At 71.5% G+C, this 18,583-nt stretch carries 20 protein-coding genes; 9 read left to right on the plus strand and 11 right to left on the minus strand.

The window, feature by feature from the left end:
* Positions 1–51: 51 nt before the first annotated feature.
* Entirely contained in the window at positions 52–477 is a 426-nt protein-coding gene (locus AB0H12_RS33665; RefSeq protein ID WP_499628442.1) for an HD domain-containing protein, read from the minus strand.
* Positions 478–585: 108 nt separating this feature from the next.
* Here AB0H12_RS33665 and AB0H12_RS33670 point away from each other — a divergent pair, with 108 nt between their 5' ends.
* On the plus strand, positions 586–2,055 hold the full coding sequence (locus tag AB0H12_RS33670) for a chitinase (RefSeq protein WP_499628443.1): 1,470 nt from the start codon (positions 586–588) through the stop codon (positions 2,053–2,055).
* 45 nt (positions 2,056–2,100) lie between these two features.
* Here the strand turns inward: AB0H12_RS33670 and AB0H12_RS33675 are convergent, their stop codons facing one another.
* Positions 2,101–3,660, minus strand: coding sequence for an alkaline phosphatase D family protein (locus tag AB0H12_RS33675; RefSeq protein ID WP_499628444.1), 1,560 nt, complete (start codon positions 3,658–3,660; stop codon positions 2,101–2,103).
* A 175-nt stretch (positions 3,661–3,835) separates the two neighbouring features.
* Here AB0H12_RS33675 and AB0H12_RS33680 point away from each other — a divergent pair, with 175 nt between their 5' ends.
* Complete coding sequence (locus AB0H12_RS33680) at positions 3,836–4,873, plus strand: NAD(P)H-dependent flavin oxidoreductase (RefSeq protein WP_499628445.1); 1,038 nt, start codon at positions 3,836–3,838, stop codon at positions 4,871–4,873.
* Between the two features lie 17 nt (positions 4,874–4,890).
* The gene (locus AB0H12_RS33685) at positions 4,891–6,546 is read left to right on the plus strand and encodes a DUF885 domain-containing protein (protein ID WP_499628446.1); all 1,656 of its coding nucleotides are present in this window, start codon (positions 4,891–4,893) and stop codon (positions 6,544–6,546) included.
* Here the strand turns inward: AB0H12_RS33685 and AB0H12_RS33690 are convergent.
* Entirely contained in the window at positions 6,505–7,953 is a 1,449-nt protein-coding gene (locus tag AB0H12_RS33690; RefSeq protein ID WP_499628447.1) for an amino acid permease, read from the minus strand. The two genes, AB0H12_RS33685 and AB0H12_RS33690, sit on opposite strands and share 42 nt — an antisense overlap.
* Positions 7,954–8,075: 122 nt before the next feature.
* Positions 8,076–9,044, minus strand: coding sequence for a zinc-binding dehydrogenase (locus AB0H12_RS33695; protein WP_499628448.1), 969 nt, complete (start codon positions 9,042–9,044; stop codon positions 8,076–8,078).
* 68 nt (positions 9,045–9,112) lie between these two features.
* Here AB0H12_RS33695 and AB0H12_RS33700 point away from each other — a divergent pair, with 68 nt between their 5' ends.
* Genes AB0H12_RS33700 through AB0H12_RS33710 form a run of 3 tightly spaced genes read left to right on the plus strand, consistent with a single transcriptional unit; the run spans position 9,113 to position 10,058 of the window.
* Positions 9,113–9,349: a hypothetical protein gene (locus tag AB0H12_RS33700; protein ID WP_499628449.1), complete on the plus strand. Its 237-nt coding sequence runs from the start codon at positions 9,113–9,115 to the stop codon at positions 9,347–9,349.
* A gap of 11 nt (positions 9,350–9,360) precedes the next feature.
* On the plus strand, positions 9,361–9,792 hold the full coding sequence (locus AB0H12_RS33705) for a guanyl-specific ribonuclease (RefSeq protein WP_499628450.1): 432 nt from the start codon (positions 9,361–9,363) through the stop codon (positions 9,790–9,792).
* Positions 9,789–10,058, plus strand: a complete 270-nt coding sequence (locus AB0H12_RS33710; protein WP_499628451.1) for a barstar family protein — start codon at positions 9,789–9,791, stop codon at positions 10,056–10,058. Before AB0H12_RS33705 ends, AB0H12_RS33710 begins: the two co-directional genes overlap by 4 nt.
* On the opposite strand, the gene AB0H12_RS33715 is transcribed toward AB0H12_RS33710, so the two are convergent.
* From AB0H12_RS33715 to AB0H12_RS33725, 3 genes are all read right to left on the minus strand, one after another.
* Positions 10,046–11,833 carry a DUF6895 family protein gene (locus tag AB0H12_RS33715; RefSeq protein WP_499628468.1) on the minus strand — a complete coding sequence of 596 codons (1,788 nt, stop codon included), beginning with the start codon at positions 11,831–11,833 and terminating at the stop codon, positions 10,046–10,048. The genes AB0H12_RS33710 and AB0H12_RS33715 overlap by 13 nt on opposite strands.
* A gap of 42 nt (positions 11,834–11,875) precedes the next feature.
* Positions 11,876–12,082 carry a hypothetical protein gene (locus AB0H12_RS33720; RefSeq protein ID WP_499628452.1) on the minus strand — a complete coding sequence of 69 codons (207 nt, stop codon included), beginning with the start codon at positions 12,080–12,082 and terminating at the stop codon, positions 11,876–11,878.
* A gap of 126 nt (positions 12,083–12,208) precedes the next feature.
* A complete protein-coding gene (locus tag AB0H12_RS33725) occupies positions 12,209–12,985 on the minus strand; it encodes an enoyl-CoA hydratase-related protein (protein WP_499628453.1) in 777 nt (258 codons plus the stop codon).
* A 64-nt stretch (positions 12,986–13,049) separates the two neighbouring features.
* Between AB0H12_RS33725 and AB0H12_RS33730 the strand changes: the two genes are divergently transcribed.
* From AB0H12_RS33730 to AB0H12_RS33740, 3 genes are read left to right on the plus strand one after another with little or no spacing between them, the layout of a single operon-like run.
* Positions 13,050–13,670, plus strand: a complete 621-nt coding sequence (locus tag AB0H12_RS33730; protein WP_499628454.1) for a DJ-1/PfpI family protein — start codon at positions 13,050–13,052, stop codon at positions 13,668–13,670.
* Positions 13,667–14,140: a MarR family winged helix-turn-helix transcriptional regulator gene (locus tag AB0H12_RS33735; protein ID WP_499628455.1), complete on the plus strand. Its 474-nt coding sequence runs from the start codon at positions 13,667–13,669 to the stop codon at positions 14,138–14,140. The genes AB0H12_RS33730 and AB0H12_RS33735 overlap by 4 nt, the downstream gene beginning before the upstream one ends.
* Positions 14,141–14,192: 52 nt before the next feature.
* Positions 14,193–15,014, plus strand: coding sequence for an alpha/beta fold hydrolase (locus AB0H12_RS33740; protein ID WP_499628456.1), 822 nt, complete (start codon positions 14,193–14,195; stop codon positions 15,012–15,014).
* Positions 15,015–15,119: 105 nt separating this feature from the next.
* On the opposite strand, the gene AB0H12_RS33745 is transcribed toward AB0H12_RS33740, so the two are convergent.
* The 4 genes from AB0H12_RS33745 to AB0H12_RS33760 are packed head-to-tail and all read right to left on the minus strand — an operon-like array spanning position 15,120 to position 18,575.
* A complete protein-coding gene (locus AB0H12_RS33745) occupies positions 15,120–15,851 on the minus strand; it encodes a sirohydrochlorin chelatase (protein WP_499628457.1) in 732 nt (243 codons plus the stop codon).
* Entirely contained in the window at positions 15,848–16,720 is an 873-nt protein-coding gene (locus tag AB0H12_RS33750) for an ABC transporter permease (protein ID WP_499628458.1), read from the minus strand. Before AB0H12_RS33750 ends, AB0H12_RS33745 begins: the two co-directional genes overlap by 4 nt.
* A complete protein-coding gene (locus AB0H12_RS33755) occupies positions 16,707–17,495 on the minus strand; it encodes an ABC transporter ATP-binding protein (protein ID WP_230572925.1) in 789 nt (262 codons plus the stop codon). The genes AB0H12_RS33750 and AB0H12_RS33755 overlap by 14 nt, the downstream gene beginning before the upstream one ends.
* Before the next feature lie 21 nt (positions 17,496–17,516).
* On the minus strand, positions 17,517–18,575 hold the full coding sequence (locus tag AB0H12_RS33760; protein WP_499628459.1) for an ABC transporter substrate-binding protein: 1,059 nt from the start codon (positions 18,573–18,575) through the stop codon (positions 17,517–17,519).
* Positions 18,576–18,583 lie beyond the last annotated feature (8 nt).

The raw sequence follows: 18,583 nt of genomic DNA on the forward strand, positions 1-18,583 counted from the left end.
CAGATTCGACGTGATCTCCGCCGCAAGTGTCACGGCGGCGTGAAGGCCACGTCACCGGCCCAGGATGTCGAGGGCCTTCGAGTACTTCGCCCGCAGCCGGTCCTGGGTGGCGGGGTCGAGCAGGGCCAGTCGGGGCGGTGACGTGTTGTCGGCGATGTCGGCCCGCTTCACCTCCACCGCGACGGGATCGGTCAGCACCCGCGCCAGGTAGTCCTCCTGCGCCTCCCCGTCACGGTGGCTCAACGTGACGACGGTCGCCACCACCTCCGGCGGGCACCCGGCCGCCAGCAGGTCGTCGGCGGTGAGGGCGGTGTCCTCGACGACGTCGTGCAGCACGGCCGCCATGCGCGCGTGCTCGCCGGACACCCGGCCCATCACCCGCAGCGGGTGGCCGATGTAGGGCTGCCCGGACTTGTCGACCTGCCCCTCGTGCGCTGCCCGCGCGATCCGGATCGCGTCATCAACGGTGAACGTCATCGGATCATTGTTCACACCTTGACAAGCCACAGTGGTCTAGTCCATTTTTCGAGTGGCCCACCTCACCTGTGCTGGGCTTTGGCCGCCGACGAGGACGTGGAGGTCGACGTGGTTTCGAGGACGAGACGCGCACTGGGCGCGGTGCTGGCTGGTGTGCTGGCCATCGCGGGCCTGACCCTGGTCGTGGTGGGCAGCGCGTCGGCCGCCAACCTGGTCGCCAACCCCGGGTTCGAGGGCGGCACGGGCGGGTGGACGTGCAGCGCCGCGGCGACGGCGGCGACCACGACCAAGCGCAGCGGCACGCACGCGATGGCGGGCACGCCGGCGGGCCAGGACAACGCCCGCTGCTCGCAGACGATCTCCGTGCAGGCCAACACCGCCTACAACCTGTCCGCGTGGGTCCAGGGCAGCTACGTGTACCTGGGCGTGACCGGCACCGGCAGCGGCGACAAGAGCACGTGGACACCGGGCTCGGCGGGCTTCAGCCGGCTCTCGATCGACTTCACCACCGGCGCGAGCAGCAGCGTCACCATCTACGTGCACGGCTGGTACGGCCAGCCGACCTTCTACGCCGACGACGTGAGCCTGGACGGTCCCGGCACGCCGCCGACGAGCACCACGACCAGCACCACGACCACGACGACGACCACGACCACCACCACCACCACGCCCGGCAACCCGGACCCGTCGCTGCCCAAGCACGCGCTCACGGGCTACTGGCACAACTTCGACAACGGCTCGCGCCTGCTCAAGCTCGCCGACGTGCCCACCACGTACGACATCGTGGCCGTCGCGTTCGCCGACGCCACCACCACGCCGGGCGCGGTCGCGTTCACCCTGGACCCGTCGTTGTCGAGCAAGCTCGGCGGCTACACCGACGCGCAGTTCAAGGCCGACGTCCGCACGCTGAAGGCGCGCGGGCAGAAGGTGATCATCTCGGTCGGCGGCGAGAAGGGCACGATCAGCGTCGGCAACTCCACCGCGGCGACCAACTTCGCCAACAGCGTCAAGACCCTCATCGCGAACTACGGGTTCGACGGCGTGGACATCGACCTGGAGAACGGCGTCAACGCCACCTACATGGCGCAGGCGTTGCGCGCCATCCACGCGGGCGGCGGCAAGGTCATCGCGATGGCGCCGCAGACCATCGACATGCAGTCCACCGGCGCGGAGTACTTCAAGCTGGCGCTGGCGGTGAAGGACATCCTCACCGTGGTCAACATGCAGTACTACAACTCCGGCTCGATGCTCGGCTGCGACCAGAAGGTCTACTCCCAGGGCACGGTGGACTTCCTGGTCGCGCTGGCCTGCATCCAGCTGCAGAACGGCCTGCGCCCCGACCAGGTCGGTCTCGGCCTGCCCGCCTCGCCGTCCGGCGCAGGCGGCGGCTACCAGTCGCCCGCCAACGTGAACCGGGCGCTCGACTGCCTGGCCAGGGGCACGAACTGCGGTTCGTTCAAGCCCGCGCAGACCTGGCCCGGCATCCGCGGCGCGATGACGTGGTCGATCAACTGGGACGCCTCCAACAACTGGCAGTTCGCCAACGCGGTGGCGCCGCACCTGGACACGCTGCCGTAGTGCGGCGGACGCCGTCCCTCCCGTCGCGCCGCGGGAGGGACGGCGCTAGCCGATGCGCTGCGCGCCGGACCGCACGGTCACCGTCTTCGCCGGCGTGGCCGGTGTGTCCGACCGGGTCCGGTCGGCCAGGAAGTACCAGTTCATCCGCACGTGCTCGCGCCGCACGTCCAGCACGGTGTAGCCGTGCGAGTCCAGTTCCACCCACCTCAGGTGCCGGTTGAGCCCGACCAGCGCGGCCTCCACCGCCAACGACGTGGTGCGCGGCGGCGAGCCGGTGAGCTCGTCGAAGTTGTCCGAGGTGACCGACGGGACGACCAGCTCGGTGGCGACGGTCTTCGTCAGCGGGTACAGCGCCTCGTCCACCGGCACGTCGAACGCCCACGAGCTGTGCACGTCGCCGGTGAGGAACACGGTGTCGCGCACGTCGTGCTCGTCCAGCAGCGCGATCACCGCGTCGCGGTCGCGCGGGTAGCCGTCCCACTGGTCGTTGTTGATCGTCGGCCCGACGAGCTGCGCCACGGCGCCCGCCTGCGGCACCGGCGGGACGAGCAGCGGCGAGAAGATCACCGGGTTCCCGACCAGCTTCCACCGGACGTCGGTGTGCAGCAGGCCCTCGCGCAGGAACGCCATCTGGTCCGGACCGGTGAGCGTGCGGCCGGGGTCGCCCACCTGGCCCTGGTCGACCTGCCGGCTGCGGTACGTGCGCAGGTCCAGCATGGTGAGCTCGGCGAGTGTGCCGAAGCGGAGGCGGCGGTAGACCCGGTCGCCGTCCAACCGCACGGGCATCCACTCGCGGTAGGCGCGCAGGGCGGCGGCACGGCGGTCCGCCCACGTGCCCTCGGTGGTCTCGTCGTGGCTGGGGGACCCGTCGGACCAGGCGTTGTCCGCCCACTCGTGGTCGTCCCACGTGATGATCCACGGGTAGGTGGCGTGCAGGCGCTGGAGGTCCGGGTCGGTCTTGTACTGGGCGTGGCGGATCCGGTAGTCGGTCAGCGACACCGCCTCGCCCGGCGGCTCGTGGGTGCGGCTGTGAGTGCCGATGTAGTCCTCGTACAGGTAGTCGCCCAGGTGCACGACGGCGTCGAGGTCGCCGCGCTCGGCGAGGTGCCGGTAGGCGGCGAAGCGGCCCGCGACCCAGCTGGAGCAGGAGACGACGCCGAACCGCAACCCGTCGACGTCGGCGTGGTGGGCGGGCGCGGTGCGGGTGCGGCCGACGGGGGAGTGCGCGCCGCCGAAGCGGAAGCGGAAGAAGTACCAGCAGCCGGGGTGCAGGCCGCCGACGTCCAGCTTGACCGTGTGGTCGCGGTCGGGGCCGGTGGTGACCTCGCCGCGCCGGACGACGTGGCGGAACTGCGCGTCCTCGGCCACCTCGTAGCCGACCGCCACGGTCGGACCCGCGCCGGAACCGGGCGTGCTGTCCTCGGTGGGCGTGACGCGGGTCCACAGGACGACCCGTTCGGGCAGCGGGTCGCCGGACGCGACGCCGTGCCGGAAGTGCGAGGTCGAGGCGTCGGCGGACGACGCGGGCAGCGCGGGTGCGAGCAGCGCGACGCCGGCGAACGCGCCGAGGCGCAAGGCATCCCGGCGTGGGTGGGTGTTGGGCATGTCAGTACGACGGCGTGGTGGCCCCGGGGTTGCCCGTTGTCCCGCCCGGCGGGAGCGAACCGGCTGCCTGGCGTGGATCGGCCCCGGCGCGGCCCGGGTTGCGCCGTTTTGCGCCAGAACGCGGCGGACCAGCCGATACGTGACCGGAGCCGTGGCCGGGGTTAGGGTCGGGTCCATGTTGGACCGACTCGAAGTGCCCGTCATCGCCGCGCCGATGGCCGGTGGGGCGTCCACACCCGCGCTCGTGGCCGAGGTCGGCCGGGCGGGCGGCCTCGGGTTCCTGGCCGCCGGCTACCTGTCCGTCGAGGCGGTCGCCGAGCAGATCACCGCGACCACCGCGCTGACCGACCGGCCGTACGGGGTGAACCTGTTCGTGCCCGGCCCCCGGTCCACCACCGACCTGTCCGGCTACCGCGACCGCGTCAAGGCGCAGTCGCCGACCGAACCGGGCGAACCGCGGTGGGACGACGACGCCTACGCCGCCAAGCTCGAACTCGTGATGGCGTTGCGCGTTCCGGTGGTCTCGTTCACGTTCGGCTTGCCGAACCCCGAGGACGTGCACCGGCTGCACGCCGCCGGCTCCACGGTCGTCGTCACGGTCACCACACCGCAGGAAGCCGCCCAGGCGGCGCAGGTCGGCGCCGACGCGTTGTGCGTGCAGGGCAGTGAAGCGGGCGGGCACCGCGGCACGTTCGCCGACGACGGCGTCTCGCCCGGGGGCGGCGAGCTGTTCGGCGTGCTGGCCGCGTTGCGGCTCGTCCGCGCCAAGGTGGACCTGCCGCTGATCGCGGCGGGCGGCCTGGTGCACGGCGCGGACGTGGCCGCCGTGATCACCGCGGGCGCGGTCGCGGCGCAGCTGGGCACCGCGTTCCTGCCGACGCCGGAAGCGGGCACGTCCGCCGCGCACCGCCAAGCCCTTGCCGAAGGCACCCGCCGCACGGCGTTGACCAGGGCGTTCAGCGGACGTCCGGCGCGCGGCCTGGTGAACCGGTTCCTGGTGGACAACCAGGGGCAGGCGCCCGCCGCCTACCCGGAGGTGCACCACCTGACCCGGCCGGTGCGCGCGACCGGCGACCCGGAGCTGATGTCGTTGTGGGCCGGGCAGACCTACGCGCTGGTCCGACCGGCCCCGGCGGCCGAGGTGGTGGCGAGGCTGGTCGGCGAGGCGCGCCAAGCCCTTTCCGTCGCGATCACGCGCATTTCACCCGCGTAGCACCACAGAATGGCGACGTGACCACCGCGCGCGAACTCGCCGACGAGATGCTGACCCTGGTCCTGGACGACGATCCCGTCATGGCGACGCTGCTCGGCATCCCGGGCTGGGACGACCGGCTGCCGGATCCGAGCGCCGAGGGCGGACGCGTGCTGCGCGCCCGGGCCGAGGACATAGCGCGGCGGGCGCGCGCCGAGGACGACGACCCGGTGACGCGTGCGGTGGTCGTGCAACAGGCGTGGAGCCTGGTGCACCGCCTCGACGCGAACCTGGTCGAGCACACCCACGCCGAAGGCCTCACCGCGCCGCTCGCGGTCCTGCTCGGCGCGTTGCCGCTGATCCGCCCGACCGACGACCAGGCGCGGCAGGCGTACCTGACCCGGCTGTCGTCGCTGCCCGGCTACCTCGACGTGCTCACCCGAAGACAGCGCGAGTCAACCCGACGTCCGCTCAGACACCTGGTGGAGGCCGCTGTCCACCGCATCGACCGCTACCTGGCCGATGACGAGGACCCGCTCGGCACGCCGTTGCACGACAGCCCGCACGCCGCCGTGTGCGCACGACTGCTGCACGAGACCGTGCGCCCCGCCATCACCCGCTACCGCGACTTCCTGCGCGCCGAGGTGGTCGACCGCGGTCGCGGCGAGGACCGGCCCGGCCTGTGCTGGCTGCCCGACGGCGACCTGATCTACACCGACCTGGTCCGCATGTACACCACGACCGGCCACACGCCCGAGGAACTGCACCGGATCGGCCTGAACCTCATCGAGGAACTGGACCGGGAGTACGAGGAGATCGGCGGCCGGGTGTTCGGCCCGACCACGGCCGCCGGCGTGCGCGCCCGGCTGATGGCCGACCCGGAGCTGCGCTGGAGCAGCCCCGAGGACATGGTGACGCTGGCGGCGCAGACCATCGCCCGTGCCGAGGAAGCCGCTGCGGCCTGGTTCGGCACGGTGCCGCGAGCCAGGTGCGAGGTGGAGGTCGTCCCGGAGGCGGAGGCCCCGAACGCGCCGCTGGCCTACTACATGGACCCGGCGATGGACGGCTCCCGGCCGGGCACCTACTTCGTCAACACCCACCAGTCCGAGTTGCGCGAGCGGTTCAGCGCCGAGTCGACCGCGTTCCACGAGGGCGTGCCGGGCCACCACTTCCAGATCGCGCTGGCCCAGAAGGTCGACGACCTGCCGCTGCTGCGCCGGTTCGCGGGCATCGAGGCCTACCTGGAGGGCTGGGCGCTCTACGCCGAGCGCCTGGCCGACGAGATGGGCCTCTACAGCGACGACGTGGCGCGGCTGGGGATGCTGTCGGGCGACTCGCTGCGCGCCGCGCGCCTGGTGGTGGACACCGGTCTGCACGCGTTGCGCTGGACCCGGCAGCAGGCCGTGGACTACCTGCGCGCCAACGCCGTCATGCCGGACGTGGACATCTTCTCCGAGGTCGACCGGTACATCGAGAACCCCGCGCAGGCGCTGTCCTACATGGTGGGGCGTCTGGAGATCCAGCGCCTGCGCGGTGAGGCGGAGCGGAGATTGGGCGACCGCTTCGACATCAGGGCGTTCCACGACCTCGTGCTCCGCGGCGGGCCGCTGCCGATGGCCGTGCTCGCCGACGTGGTCGACGAGTGGTGCGACTCAGTCCTCGCGGTCGGCGTTCGAGGGGTTGTTGAGGACTGACCTGCGCTTGCTGTAGGCGAAGTACACGACCAGCCCGATGAGGAACCAGACGCCGAAGCGCAGCCAGGTCTCGGGCGCCAGGAACGTGATCAGCCACAGCGAGAACACCACGCCGATGATCGGCACGACCGGCATGCCCGGCGTCTTGAACGTGCGCGGCAGGTGCGGCTGCTTGTACCGCAGCACGATCACCGCGACGCACACCACCACGAACGCCAGCAGGATGCCGATGTTGGTCAGCTCGGCGGCCTCGGCGATGGGCAGGAAGCCCGCGATGACGGCGGACGCGATGCCGAGCACCCACGTGGTGCGCGTGGGCACGTGCTTGACCGGGTGGGTCTTGGCGAACCACTTCGGCAGCAGGCCGTCGCGCGACATCGAGTAGCCGACCCGCGCCGCGCCCATCAGGAACGTGAACAGCACCGTCGTGATGCCCAGCACCGCGCCGACGGAGATGATGATGCCCAGCGCCGGCAGGCCGATGTCGGCGAACGCCGAGGCGAACGCGCTCTCCGAGTCGACGTCCTGGTAGTTGACCATGCCGGTGAGCACGAGGCAGGCCAGCACGTACAGCACCATCGAGATGGCCAGCGAGTAGATGATCGCCTTCGGCATGTGCTTCTGGGAGTCCTTGGACTCCTCGGCGGCCGTGCTCATCGCGTCGTAGCCGAACACCGCGAAGAACACCGTGGCCGCGCCGGTGAGCGCGCCCGAGATGCCGAACGGGAAGAACGGGTTGTAGTTGTCGGTGTTGATGTGGAACGCGCCGACGACGATCACCAGCAGCACCACGGCGACCTTCAGGTACACCAGGGTCGTCTCGAAGCGGGCCGCGTTCTTCATGCCCGTGTTGAGCACGAACGCGATCAGCAGGCACAGCAGCACGGCGAACAGGTTGACCTTGTAGCTGCCCGCCGCGACGTCACCGGTCTCGGTGCCGGGCGCGCCGAGCATCCACACCGGCAGGTCGAGGCCGAGCAGGTTCAGCAACTCGTTGAAGTAGCCGCTGATGCCGATCGCCACCACGGCCACGATCGCGGTGTACTCAAGCAGGAGGTCCCAGCCGATGAACCAGCCGACGATCTCGCCGAGCACGGCGTAGCCGTAGGTGTAGGCCGAGCCCGCCCTGGGGATCAGGCCCGCGAACTCCGCGTAGGAGAACGCCGCCGCGGCGCTGGCGATGCCCGCGACGAGGAACGAGATCAGCACGGCGGGGCCGGCGGTCTTGTTGGCCACGGCGCCCGCCAGCGAGAAGATGCCCGCGCCGATGATGCCGCCGATGCCGATCGCGGTGAGCTGCCACAACCCCAACGTCCGGGTCAGCGCCGTCTTCTCGTCACTGATCTGCTCGATCGGCTTGCGGCGGAACACCCCGCTGCCACGGCCGAATCCGTCCTGGACCGTCATTCGTCCAACTCCCTCGGTGGATCGGTGTGCGGCGAACCGTACGCCGGTCAACTGTCACGAGGTTTGTCCGATTGCACCATTCGAGGGAGTGGATTTTGTGCGGCCGTACGGGTTGACGAAGCTCAGCCGCGCGTGAAGACGATCTTGCCCGCGGTCTCGCCGTCGAGCATCGCGCGCAAGCCCTCCTCGACCCGCTCGAACGGCAGCTCCGCGCCGATCTGCGGGCGCAGGCCCGTCAGGTCGCAGAACGACAGCAGGTCGCCCAGCTCCTCGCGGGTGCCCATGGTCGAGCCGACCACCCGCAACTGCAGGAAGAACAGCCTCGGCAGCTCGGCCGCCGACGCGTCACCGCTCGTCGCGCCGGAGATGACCAGCGTGCCGCCCGGCTTGAGCGCCTTCATGGAGTGCGACCAGGTGGCCTTGCCGACGGTCTCGAACACCGCGTCCACCCGTTCGGGGAGCCGTGCGCCGGACTCGAACGCCCGGTGCGCGCCCAGGCTCTCGGCCAACGCGCGCTTCTCCTCGCTGCGGCCGGTCACCCACACCCGGAACCCCGCCGCACGGCCCAGCTGCACCAACGCCGTCGAGACGCCGCCGGACGCGCCCTGCACGAGCATCGTCTGCCCCGGCCGCAGCCCCGAGTTCACGAACAGCATCCGGTACGCGGTCAGCCACGCCGTGCCCATGCACGCCGCCTCGGCGAAGCTCAGCCCCGCGGGCTTCGGCAGCGCGTTGCGCTTGGGGACGACGACGTGCTCCGCGAACGTGCCCTGGTGCTTCTCGGTGAGCAGGGTGCGGCGCGGGTCGAGCGTCTCGTCGCCGGACCAGTCCGGGTCGCCGATCACGGAGTGCAGCACGACCTCCGTGCCGTCCTCCAGCACGCCCGCGCCGTCGCAGCCCAGGGTCATCGGGAACTGCTCGGGCTTGATGCCGACGCCGCGCAGCGTCCAGAGGTCGTGCATGTTGAGGCTCGCCGCTTTCACGGCCACCTTCACCCAGCCCTCCGGGACTTCGGGTTCCGGTCGTTCGCCCACGCGCACGGCGGCGATCGGGTCTTCGGGGCTCGGCTCGGCTGCGTAGACGGCGAACATGCGGGCAACTTACCGAGTGGTAGTGATCCGTGTGCGGTGAAGCGCGTCACGGGACTACGCTCGCCGGTGTGGTTGACGCGTTCGAGCAGTGGTGGGACGGGGTCGAGCTGTGGCTGGCGCAGCTGGCGTTCCCGTTCCAGTTCGCGCTGCTCATGTGCGTGCTGCTGCCGTTGTCCCTCGGTGTGGCCAGGTTCATCGACCGGGTCGTGGACAACGCCTCGACCAGGTTCAACCCGGTGCCCAAGGTCGACCGGGCAGGTGACGCGGACCAGCCCCGGAAGGTGGACGCGGGCGAGCCTTCGTAGGCTCTGCGACCGTGACTCCCGCCCGGCGCCTCTCCGTCGCACTGCTCGGCCTGATCGCGCTGGTCGTGGTCGGCTACTTCGCCAAGGACCTCACCGGCACGTCGTCGGACCCCGCGCCGCCTCCGGCCTCCGCTTCGGTGCCGGGCGCGGCCCCGGGGCTGCCGGTCGAGCCGCTGTCGGACCTGCCCGCGCAGGTGAAGGCCACGTGGGAGCTGATCGGGAAGGGCGGGCCGTTCCCGTACCCGCGCAACGACGGCGTGACGTTCCAGAACCGCGAGAAGCTGTTGCCCGCCAAACCCTCCGACTACTACCGGGAGTACACCGTGCCCACGCCGGGCAGTGACGACCGCGGCGCGCGGCGGCTCGTGACCGGGTCGTCAGCCGAGGTCTACTACACGGCCGACCACTACGAGTCGTTCGTCGTCGTGGACGTGAGCAAATGACCTACCGGCACGTGGTGCGCCGGGGCGCGCACACGAAGAAGGACGCCATCGGGGCCATCGCGGAGGCGTTGAGCTTCCCCGACTGGTTCGGGCACAACCTGGACGCGCTGCACGACTGCCTGACCGACCTGTCGTGGCTGCCCGAGGGCGAGCACGTGCTGGAGTGGGAGGGCGGCGACGCCGAGGTGGAAGCCGTGCTGGCGGACGCGTCCGCCCGGACCGCCGAGCTGGGCGACCGCGTGCTGACCGTCGTCTACCCGGACTGACGCGAGGTCCGGCCCGGACTCGGGACCACCGTGCCGACAGGTGCTTCCAGCAGCGCGGACAGACCGACGACCGCGGCTTGCGTCCAAGCGCGGTGTGCCCGCTCCCGCGCCTCGCCGTCGTCACAGGCCGGGAACCCGATCGCGCCGGATCGGTGTTGCTGGCCCAGCAGGAAGTCGACGGCGTCCAGCGTGATCCGGTGGCCACCCAGGCCGAGGAGCGCCAAGCCGCGCACCAGGGCGGCGACCTGGCCGAGGTCGTACGCCTGGCACGCGGGCGCGAGGGCGCCGAACAGGTGCTCCGCCACCGGCCGCCACTCGTGCGGCTGACCGATCGGGCCCAGTCGCGGGTCGTGGGTCGACGCCAGCCGTTGCGCGGTGTCCACCGGAGAGGCCGCCAGGTCCACCGATCGACGCGGCTTCGACGAGCGGAGGAGGTCGGCGCCGCGGCCTCGGGCGAGATGACCGAGGTCGGTCAGCGCCAGCACCCCGCAGGTCGCTTCGGGCGGCACGGAGTCGGCCTCGGCGAGGGACGCTCCCAGGTCTCCGAGCATGCGACTCAGCGGTGCGCACGCCAAGCCGAGCCCCGCGCACCCGCGGGCGATCTCCAGCACGATGTCGGCGCTGTAGGAGTCCCAGGTGTGGTCGGGCTCTCGTTCCGCTCGCGCGAGCGTTTCGGTCAACGCCGCGCGCGTTCGCGGCAACCCTCCGGTGGTCCTGGCCCCGCGGACCGCCGCGGCCAGCATCGGCAGGGCTGTTCGCAGCGGCTCGCCGTCGACGGCGTCGACGAGCCACGTGACGCCGCCCCGCACCGCGGTGGTGAGTTCGGCGCGACGTGACCGCGGTGCCGGGACGGGGTAGTCGGTCACGATCACGCGGTTGCGGTGGAGCATGCCCGCCAGCGCCACGATGAGCGTGGTGTGGTAGCCCGTCGCCCATGCGCGGTACGCGGTGTCGTCGGCGCCGAGCACGGGGTGGACGATGCCGTCCGGTCCGTCGACCCGGCCGCTGGGCTCCTGGCTCCGAGCGAGGAACTCCCAGGCCGGACCGGACTCGGGCGAGTCGTGGATCCCCAGGCACGACAGGCAGCACAGGAGTTCTCCCACCAGGTCCGCGTTCCCGCGGCGCCGGCACAGGACCAGCAGGCTCTCCAGGATCTCCACGGCGCGCGACAGGCTGAACGATTCCGGCCAGTCGGGTGTCCGGGTGCCGAAATCGGTGGCGTAGAAGATCGTGTGGGTGATCGCGTAGGTGTCCGAGTCCGAAAGGCGCACCACCGAGGGGTCGGCGCACAGGAGCGTGAAGGGGAGCGTCGCCGCCACGGACGGAAGTGAGTGGTCGACCTCCAGCAGTTCCAAGGTGTGCAGCAGGTCGAGTTGTCGATAGGGAATCCGCTCGAAGGCGGTGGCGTACCGGCTGTTGACCGCCCGGTCGATGGCGTGGTCGAAATCCGGGTCGTCCTGTCCGCACAGCCGCAACGCGGCGCAGGTGCACGCGTACAGCAGGAGCGCGCGGTCGTCGCGCGCGACGAGCTCCCGGTAGGACGCGCGGGCGGCGATCTCGGCGACCTTGTCGCGGAGGACGCGAGTGCCGGGGTCGAGTTCGACCCCGTCCTGGCGCGCGCGCAAGCCGACCAGCAGGGCGGCTTCCACCAGCGCCTTCCGGGCGAACATCACACCCGACTCGGGCGCGGTGTCGGGATCGAAGTACCGACTGGCCGCGGCCAGCCACTCCACCGACTTGCGCTCCAGGTCCACCGGGCTCCGGCACACCGTCATCTCGACCACCCGCGCCTCCCGGGTCGTTCGCGAAATGGATGTTCAGATCACGGGCGACTTCACGACCTGCTCGGCCTCACTCGCCACGACGACCGCGTACTTCTCCCAGACAGCCACGTAGCCTGCGACTTCCTCGAGCTTGCCGACGTCCCGGAACACGTCCTTCAGCGGAACGTCGACGTTCACCAACCCGCTCGTTTGGATGAAGTCGATGGCCTTGCGGGCCGCGACCGATGAGTTCTCCGCCATGATCACACCTCCTCGGATTGCGACGGGACCGCGAACAAGCGGTCGTAAAGTCACTCGGCGCGCTTTTGGAGGTGTTACGCGGCCCACACCGGCTTCACTCGAACGAGTGTTGTTCCAGTGCGCGTGTCAATCCTCCGCCGGCACCCACGAGGGCTTGCGCTTGCCGACGAACGCGGCGATGCCCTCCTGGCCCTCGGGACCGCCGAAGTGCCGTGCGGACAGGGCCAGCATGTCGGCGAACACCTCGCCCAGGTCGGTGGACCGCGGTTGCTGGAGCATCCGCTTGGTGGCGGCGAGGGCATTCGGCGCGCCCAGCGCGAGCATGTCGGTGTAGCGGGTGACCTCGGCGTCGAGGCCGTCGGCGGGCACGGCCGAGTTGATCAGGCCGATGGCGACGGCCTTCGGCGCGGCGAACGTCTCGCCGGTCAGGAAGAGCTCGTGCGCGGCACGGGGCAGCAGGCGGGGCAGCACGGTCACCGAGATGACGGCGGGCACCACGCCGATGCGGACCTCGCTGAACGCGAAGGTGGCCGTGTCCGCCGCGACCGCGATGTCGCACGCCGCGACCAGGCCGACGCCGCCCGCGCGCGCCGGGCCCGCCAACCGTGCGACCACGGGTTTCGGGCTGGTCCAGAGCTGGTCGAGGATCGCCGGGAACTCGTTGACCCCCTGCTGGTCGGCGCTCGCGCCGCCCGCCTCCTTGAGGTCCATGCCGGAGCAGAACACCGGTCCGGTGTGGCTCAGCAGGATCACGCGCACGGCGTCGTCGGCCGTGGCGGTCTTGAGGTGCCCGGTCAGCTCGGCGCGCAGCTGCGCGGACAGGGCGTTGCGGTTGTGGGGTGAGTCCAGCGTGATCGTCGCGATGCCACGCCGCACCTCGTAGTGGACCAGCTCGTCTGCCATGGGTGGCACTCTACGATCCGGACTTATTGACAGTGTGCTGTCCAAATGACAGGATACTGTCATGATGACGAAGACGGTTCACCTCGCCCTCTACGACACGCTGGCCGACTGGGAGTTCGGGTACGCGACGGCGCAGATCAACACGCCGCAGTTCCAGAAGGTGCCCGGTCGGTACCGGGTGCGGACCGTCGGCGCGACGCTCGACCCCGTGACGTCCATCGGCGGCCTGCGGATCACACCGGACCTGGCGTTGGCCGACGTCGACCCGGCGGACAGCGCGATGCTGATCCTGCCCGGCGCGGACACGTGGGAGAGCGGCGACAACGCGGTGTTCGGGGCGGCGGCGCGGCGGTGGCTGGACGCGGGAGTGCCGGTGGCGGCGATCTGCGGCGCGACGATCGGCCTGGCCGCCGAGGGTCTGCTGAACACTCGTGCGCACGGCGGCAACGCGGTCGAGCAGCTGGCGGCCGTGCCGGGGTACACCGGCGCGTCGTTGTTCAGCTCGGAACGCGCGGTGCGGGCGGACGGCGTGATCACGGCCGGCGCGGCGTCGGCGTTGGAGTTCGCGCGGGAGATCTTCGTGGAGCTGGACCTGTACGAGCCGGCCGTGCTGGAGGCGTGGTACGGCCTGTACCGGACGGGCGACCCGGCGTGGTTCGGCAAGCTCGTCGCCGCGGTGTCGTGAGCGGCGTCGAGCCCCGGACGGCGGCGGGGGACGTGCTGACCGAGGTCATCATGCGCACGTTCCGCCTCTACGGCGGCTTCCTGGAGGCGGCGGAGCTGATGACGAAGCCGGTCGGCCTGACCGCCGCGTGGTGGCAGGTCCTCGGCGCCGTCCTCCGCGAGCCGCTGCCGGTGTCGGGCATCGCCCGGGAGATGAGCCTGACCAGGCAGAGCGTGCAGCGCATCGCCGACGTGCTGGTGGAGAGGGGTTTGGCGGAGTACCTGCCCAACCCGGCGCACAAGCGCGCCAAGCTGTTCCGCCCCACGGCGGCGGGCTACGCAGCCGTCTCCGGCCTGGCGCGGGCCCAGCACGCGTTCGCCAACCGCATCTCGGCCCAGGTGGACCTGGACGATTTGCGCACCACGCTCAAGGTGATGGAACGCCTGGTCGAGGCCTTGGACGCGGACGAGTGGCCGACGGGCGACGCCTGACCGGACGTCCAGCCGCCCTGCCCGCGCCGGTGCGACGCCCTACCGTGAGGGCATGGATCTCGGCGAGACGTTCGAGTGGGAAGGGCGGCGCATCGCCTGGGGCCGTGCGGGTAGAGGGCCGGCGGTGGTGTTCTGCCACGGGACGCCCTGGTCGTCGTGGCTGTGGCGGCCGTTCGCCGAGGCGTTGAGCGGCGACTTCACCGTGCACCTGTGGGACATGCCCGGCTACGGCGGTTCGTCGAAGCACGCCGAGCACCCCGTCGACTTCGGCGTCCAGGCGGAGGCGTTCACGGCGCTGCTCGCGCACTGGGGGCTGGACCGGCCGCACGTCGTCGCGCACGACTACGGCGGCGCGGTCTCGCTGCGCGCCCACCTGGTGCACGGTGTGCCGTTCGCGTCGCTCCTGCTGGCCGACGTCGTGGCGATCCCGCCGTCCGGCTCGCCGTTCTTCCGGCTCGTGCAGGAGCACCCGGACGTGCTCGCCCGGGTGCCGCCGTACATCCACGAGGCGTTGGTCAAGGCTTACGTCGGCAACGCGAGCCACCGCGGGCCGCACGAGGACGACCTCGCGGAACTCGTGGCGCCCTGGCTGGGCGAGGAGGGCCAACCGGCGTTCTACCGCCAGATCGCCGCGTACGACGAGCGCTACCTCGTGGAGAACGAGGCGCTGCTGGACCGCGTCGACCTCCCGGTGACCGTCCTGTGGGGCGTCGAGGACACCTGGATCCCGTTGGCGACCGGCGAACGGCTGGCCGCCGCCATCCCCGGCGCGGCGCTCACCCGGGTCGCCGGGGCGGGTCACCTGATCCAGCTCGACGCACCGGTGGCGGTGGCGTCGGAGCTGCGTTCCTGGCTCACCCGGGTGTCGTCCTGAGGGCGGTCGGGACGTTCTGAGCGTTGAACTCGGGTGTTCCGAACGTAGGACACGCGCGACGCGAACGTAGGACACACGCGTGCTGGACGTAGGACTCTCGCGGGGTCAGGCGGTTTGGGCCAGGTCGGCGGTCAGGGCCGAGCGGTAGCGGTGGAGGATCAGCTCGGCCACTTCCGGGTCCGGGCCCAGCGGTGGGGCGATGATCGCGCCCTCGCCCGCCAGCCGGGTCACGCGGTCCGGGAGGAAGCCCGGTGCCAGGAACCACGACGCCACGGCGATGCGGCGGGCGCCCCGGGCACGCAGGCGGGCCACCGCCGTGGGCACGTCAGGGGTGGCGGAGGAGGCGAAGGCGGCTTCCACGCCCGCCCAGCCGGAGCCGGCGGCCCAGCGGGCGGCGATGGAGGACACCAGGGCGTTCGCCGGTGCGTGGGACGAGCCCGCGCCCGCCAGGACCACGCCGAGCGTGCGGTCGCGGGAGCGGACGCCGACCGAGACCAGGCGACGCAGGGCCGCGGACTCCAGGCGGGGGTCCGGGCCGAGCACGTCGGAGATCGTCACGTCCAAGCCGGGCAGCCGGGCGTCCGCCACGGCGCCCGGCACGTCCACCCGCGCGTGGAAAGCCTTGCCCAGCAGCAGCGGCACCACCACGGCCGAACGGTGGCCGTCCGCGTACGCCCCGCGCAGCACGTCGCCCAGCAACGGCACGGAGAGGTCCAAGAACGACCCGCGCACGTCCAGCGACGGCGCCAACGCCCGCACCACGTCCAACAACTCGTGCACCACGGCCGCCGAGCGCGGATCACGGCTGCCGTGCGCCACGGCCACCAACGCCGTCACAGCGCGCCCGTCAATCCGCGCGCCCGCAACACCGCCCGCTCCAACGGCCGGAACACCAGCAGTTCGATCCCCACGCCGACCAGCAGGATCAGGAAGATCGCCGCGATCACCATCGAGATGTCGTTCAACGCCGACCCGTTGTGCAGGTACTGCCCCAGCCCCTCACCGAGCTGCGGCGACGTGGCGATGATCTCCGCCGCCATCAGCGACCGCCACGAGAACGCCCACCCCTGCTTCAACCCGGCCAGGTAGCCCGGCAGCGCGGCGGGCAGCAGGATGTGCCGGGCCGCCGCCATCCGACCGGCGCCCAACGCCTGGCCGACGCGCGGCAGCAGCGGCGGGATCTGGTCGACGCCCGACACCAGGCCGTTGGCGATCGACGGCACCGAGCCCATCAGCACGACGAAGTAGATGGTCGCGGGCGTCGCGCCGAACCACAGGATGCCCGCCGGCACCCACGCCACCGACGGCAGCGACTGCAGACCGGTCAGCAACGACCCGATGGCCGCCCGCACCACCCGCACCTTGGCGATCAGCAGCCCCAACGGCGTGGCGATCACCACGGCGGTGAGGAAGCCGAGCACGGCGCGGCTGACCGACGTCCACAGGACCTCGAACGCCCGGCCGGTCTCGACCGCCTCGAGGACCGCCGCCCACACCGAGCCGGGTGCCGGCAGCTGGTACTCCGGCCAGAACGCCAGTGCCCACAACGCCTGCCACACGCCGAGCAGCAGGGCGAACGCGATCAGCGGCGGCACGGCGGTGCGGACGAACCGCTTGCGCCACGACGGCCGCCGCTCCTCCGACGGCGCGTCGAGCGCGTCCAGCCCCGCGCCGACCGCCGAGAGGTCCGTGTCAAGCTGCGGCATGACCGCTGATCACCTCTCGCAGGTGGGTCGTGATGTCCTCGATGACGGCGGGCTCGTCGCAGTCCGCGGTGGACCACTCGCGCACCACCCGGCCGGGACGGGAGGACAGCAGCACGACCCGCTGACCCAGCCGCACGGCCTCGCGCACGTCGTGCGTGACGAACAGGATCGCCGTCGACGTCTCCCGCCACACCCGCACCAGCTCCGCCTGGAGCACGTCGCGGGTGATGGCGTCCAGCGCGGCGAACGGCTCGTCCATGAGCAGCAGCCCGGGCGTGCCGTCCTCGGCGCTGCCCAGCGTGGACGCCAGGGCGCGCGCCAGCGCCACGCGCTGCCGCATGCCGCCGGACAGCTCGTGCGGGCGCTTGTGGCCCGCGCCGACCAGCCGCACCAGCGACAGCAGCTCGCTGGCCTTCTCCCGCCGCGGGCCGCGCTTGAGCCCCGCCAGCCGCAACGGCAGCTCGACGTTGCGCGCCGCGGTCAGCCACGGCATGAGCGCGGCTTCCTGGAACATCACGGCGGGCCGCGAGGTGTTCAGCTCGATGGTGCCCGAGGTGGGCGCGTCCAGCCCGGCGACCACGTTCAGCAAGGTCGACTTGCCGCAGCCGGACGCGCCGAGCAGGCACACGAACTCGCCCGGGGCGACCGACAGGTCGACGCCGTCGAGCGCGACGACGCCGGCCGAACCGTGGCCGAAGACCTTCCGCACCCCGGACAAGGTCACCGCGGCGTCCACGTCGGACACGGCCGCTGGGGTCTCAAGCGTGGCGGTCATGGTGTGCCTGCCTTCCTCGAGTTACTTCTTGTCCAGCCCGGCGGTGTCCACGGTCGGCTTGCCCGCCGCCGAGAGCACCTTGTTCAGCAGCGTGAAATCGGCGAGGCCGGCCACGTTCGCGGCCTCCTTCGCCACGCCCGCGGTCACCGCGTCCTGCGCCAACCGCGGGAAGGACTTGGCCTGCGGGTCCAGCGTCAGCTCGATGTTGTCGAACGCCCGGTCCAGCACCGGTTCGCCCAGCGCCTTGCCGGTGAGCTGCTTCAACGCGTTGTTGACGACCTGCTTGGCCTCGACCTTGTTGTCCAGCGCGAAGTCGGTGGCCGCGAGGTGGCCGCGCAGCAGTGCCTCGACGGTCTGCGGGTGCTCCTGCAGGAACTTCGCCCGCACGAGGATCACCGTGGTCGGGAACTCGCCGCCCTCCCACAGGTCCTTCTCGTCGAGCAGCACCTTCGCGCCGGCGTCCAGCACGAGCCGTGACGACCACGGCTCCGGCGCCCACGCGCCCTGGATGTCGCCGCGCTTGAACAGGTCGAGCGACTGCGAGTTCTCGACGTTGGTCACCTGCACGTCGAGCTTCTCGTCGGCCAGCCACTTCTTCAGCGCGACGTCCTGCGTGTTGCCGAGCTGCGGGGTGGTGAGGACCTTGCCGTTCAGGTCGGCGGGCGAGGTGATCTCGGGCTTGACCACGAGCTGCGCGCCGCCCGACGTGGCGCCGGCGACCAGCCGGACCGCTTCGCCGCCCGACTTCGCGTAGGCGTTGATGGCCGGGCCGGACCCGATGAACGACACGTCCAGCGAGCTGCCCAGCAGCGCGTTCACCGCGTCGGGGCCCGCGTTGAACGTCTGGGTGGTGAGCTTGGTCGAGCCGAGCTCCTTGGCGAAGAAGCCCTTGTCCACGCCGATCAGCGCGGCGGCGTGGGTGACGTTGGGGAAGTAGCCGAGGCGGATCTCCGCCGCCGCCCCCTTGTCCTGGGTGGGGGCGGCGGCGGCGCCGCGGTCGATCCGGGAGCACCCGGCGAGTGCCGTGAGTGCGGTCAGTACTGCCAGCGAGGTGGTCAGGAAGCGGCGCTTGGTGCTCACGATCGCGG

This window comes from Actinosynnema sp. NPDC023794 (assembly GCF_040639675.1).
In the GTDB taxonomy this organism is placed as follows: domain Bacteria; phylum Actinomycetota; class Actinomycetes; order Mycobacteriales; family Pseudonocardiaceae; genus Actinosynnema; species Actinosynnema luteola.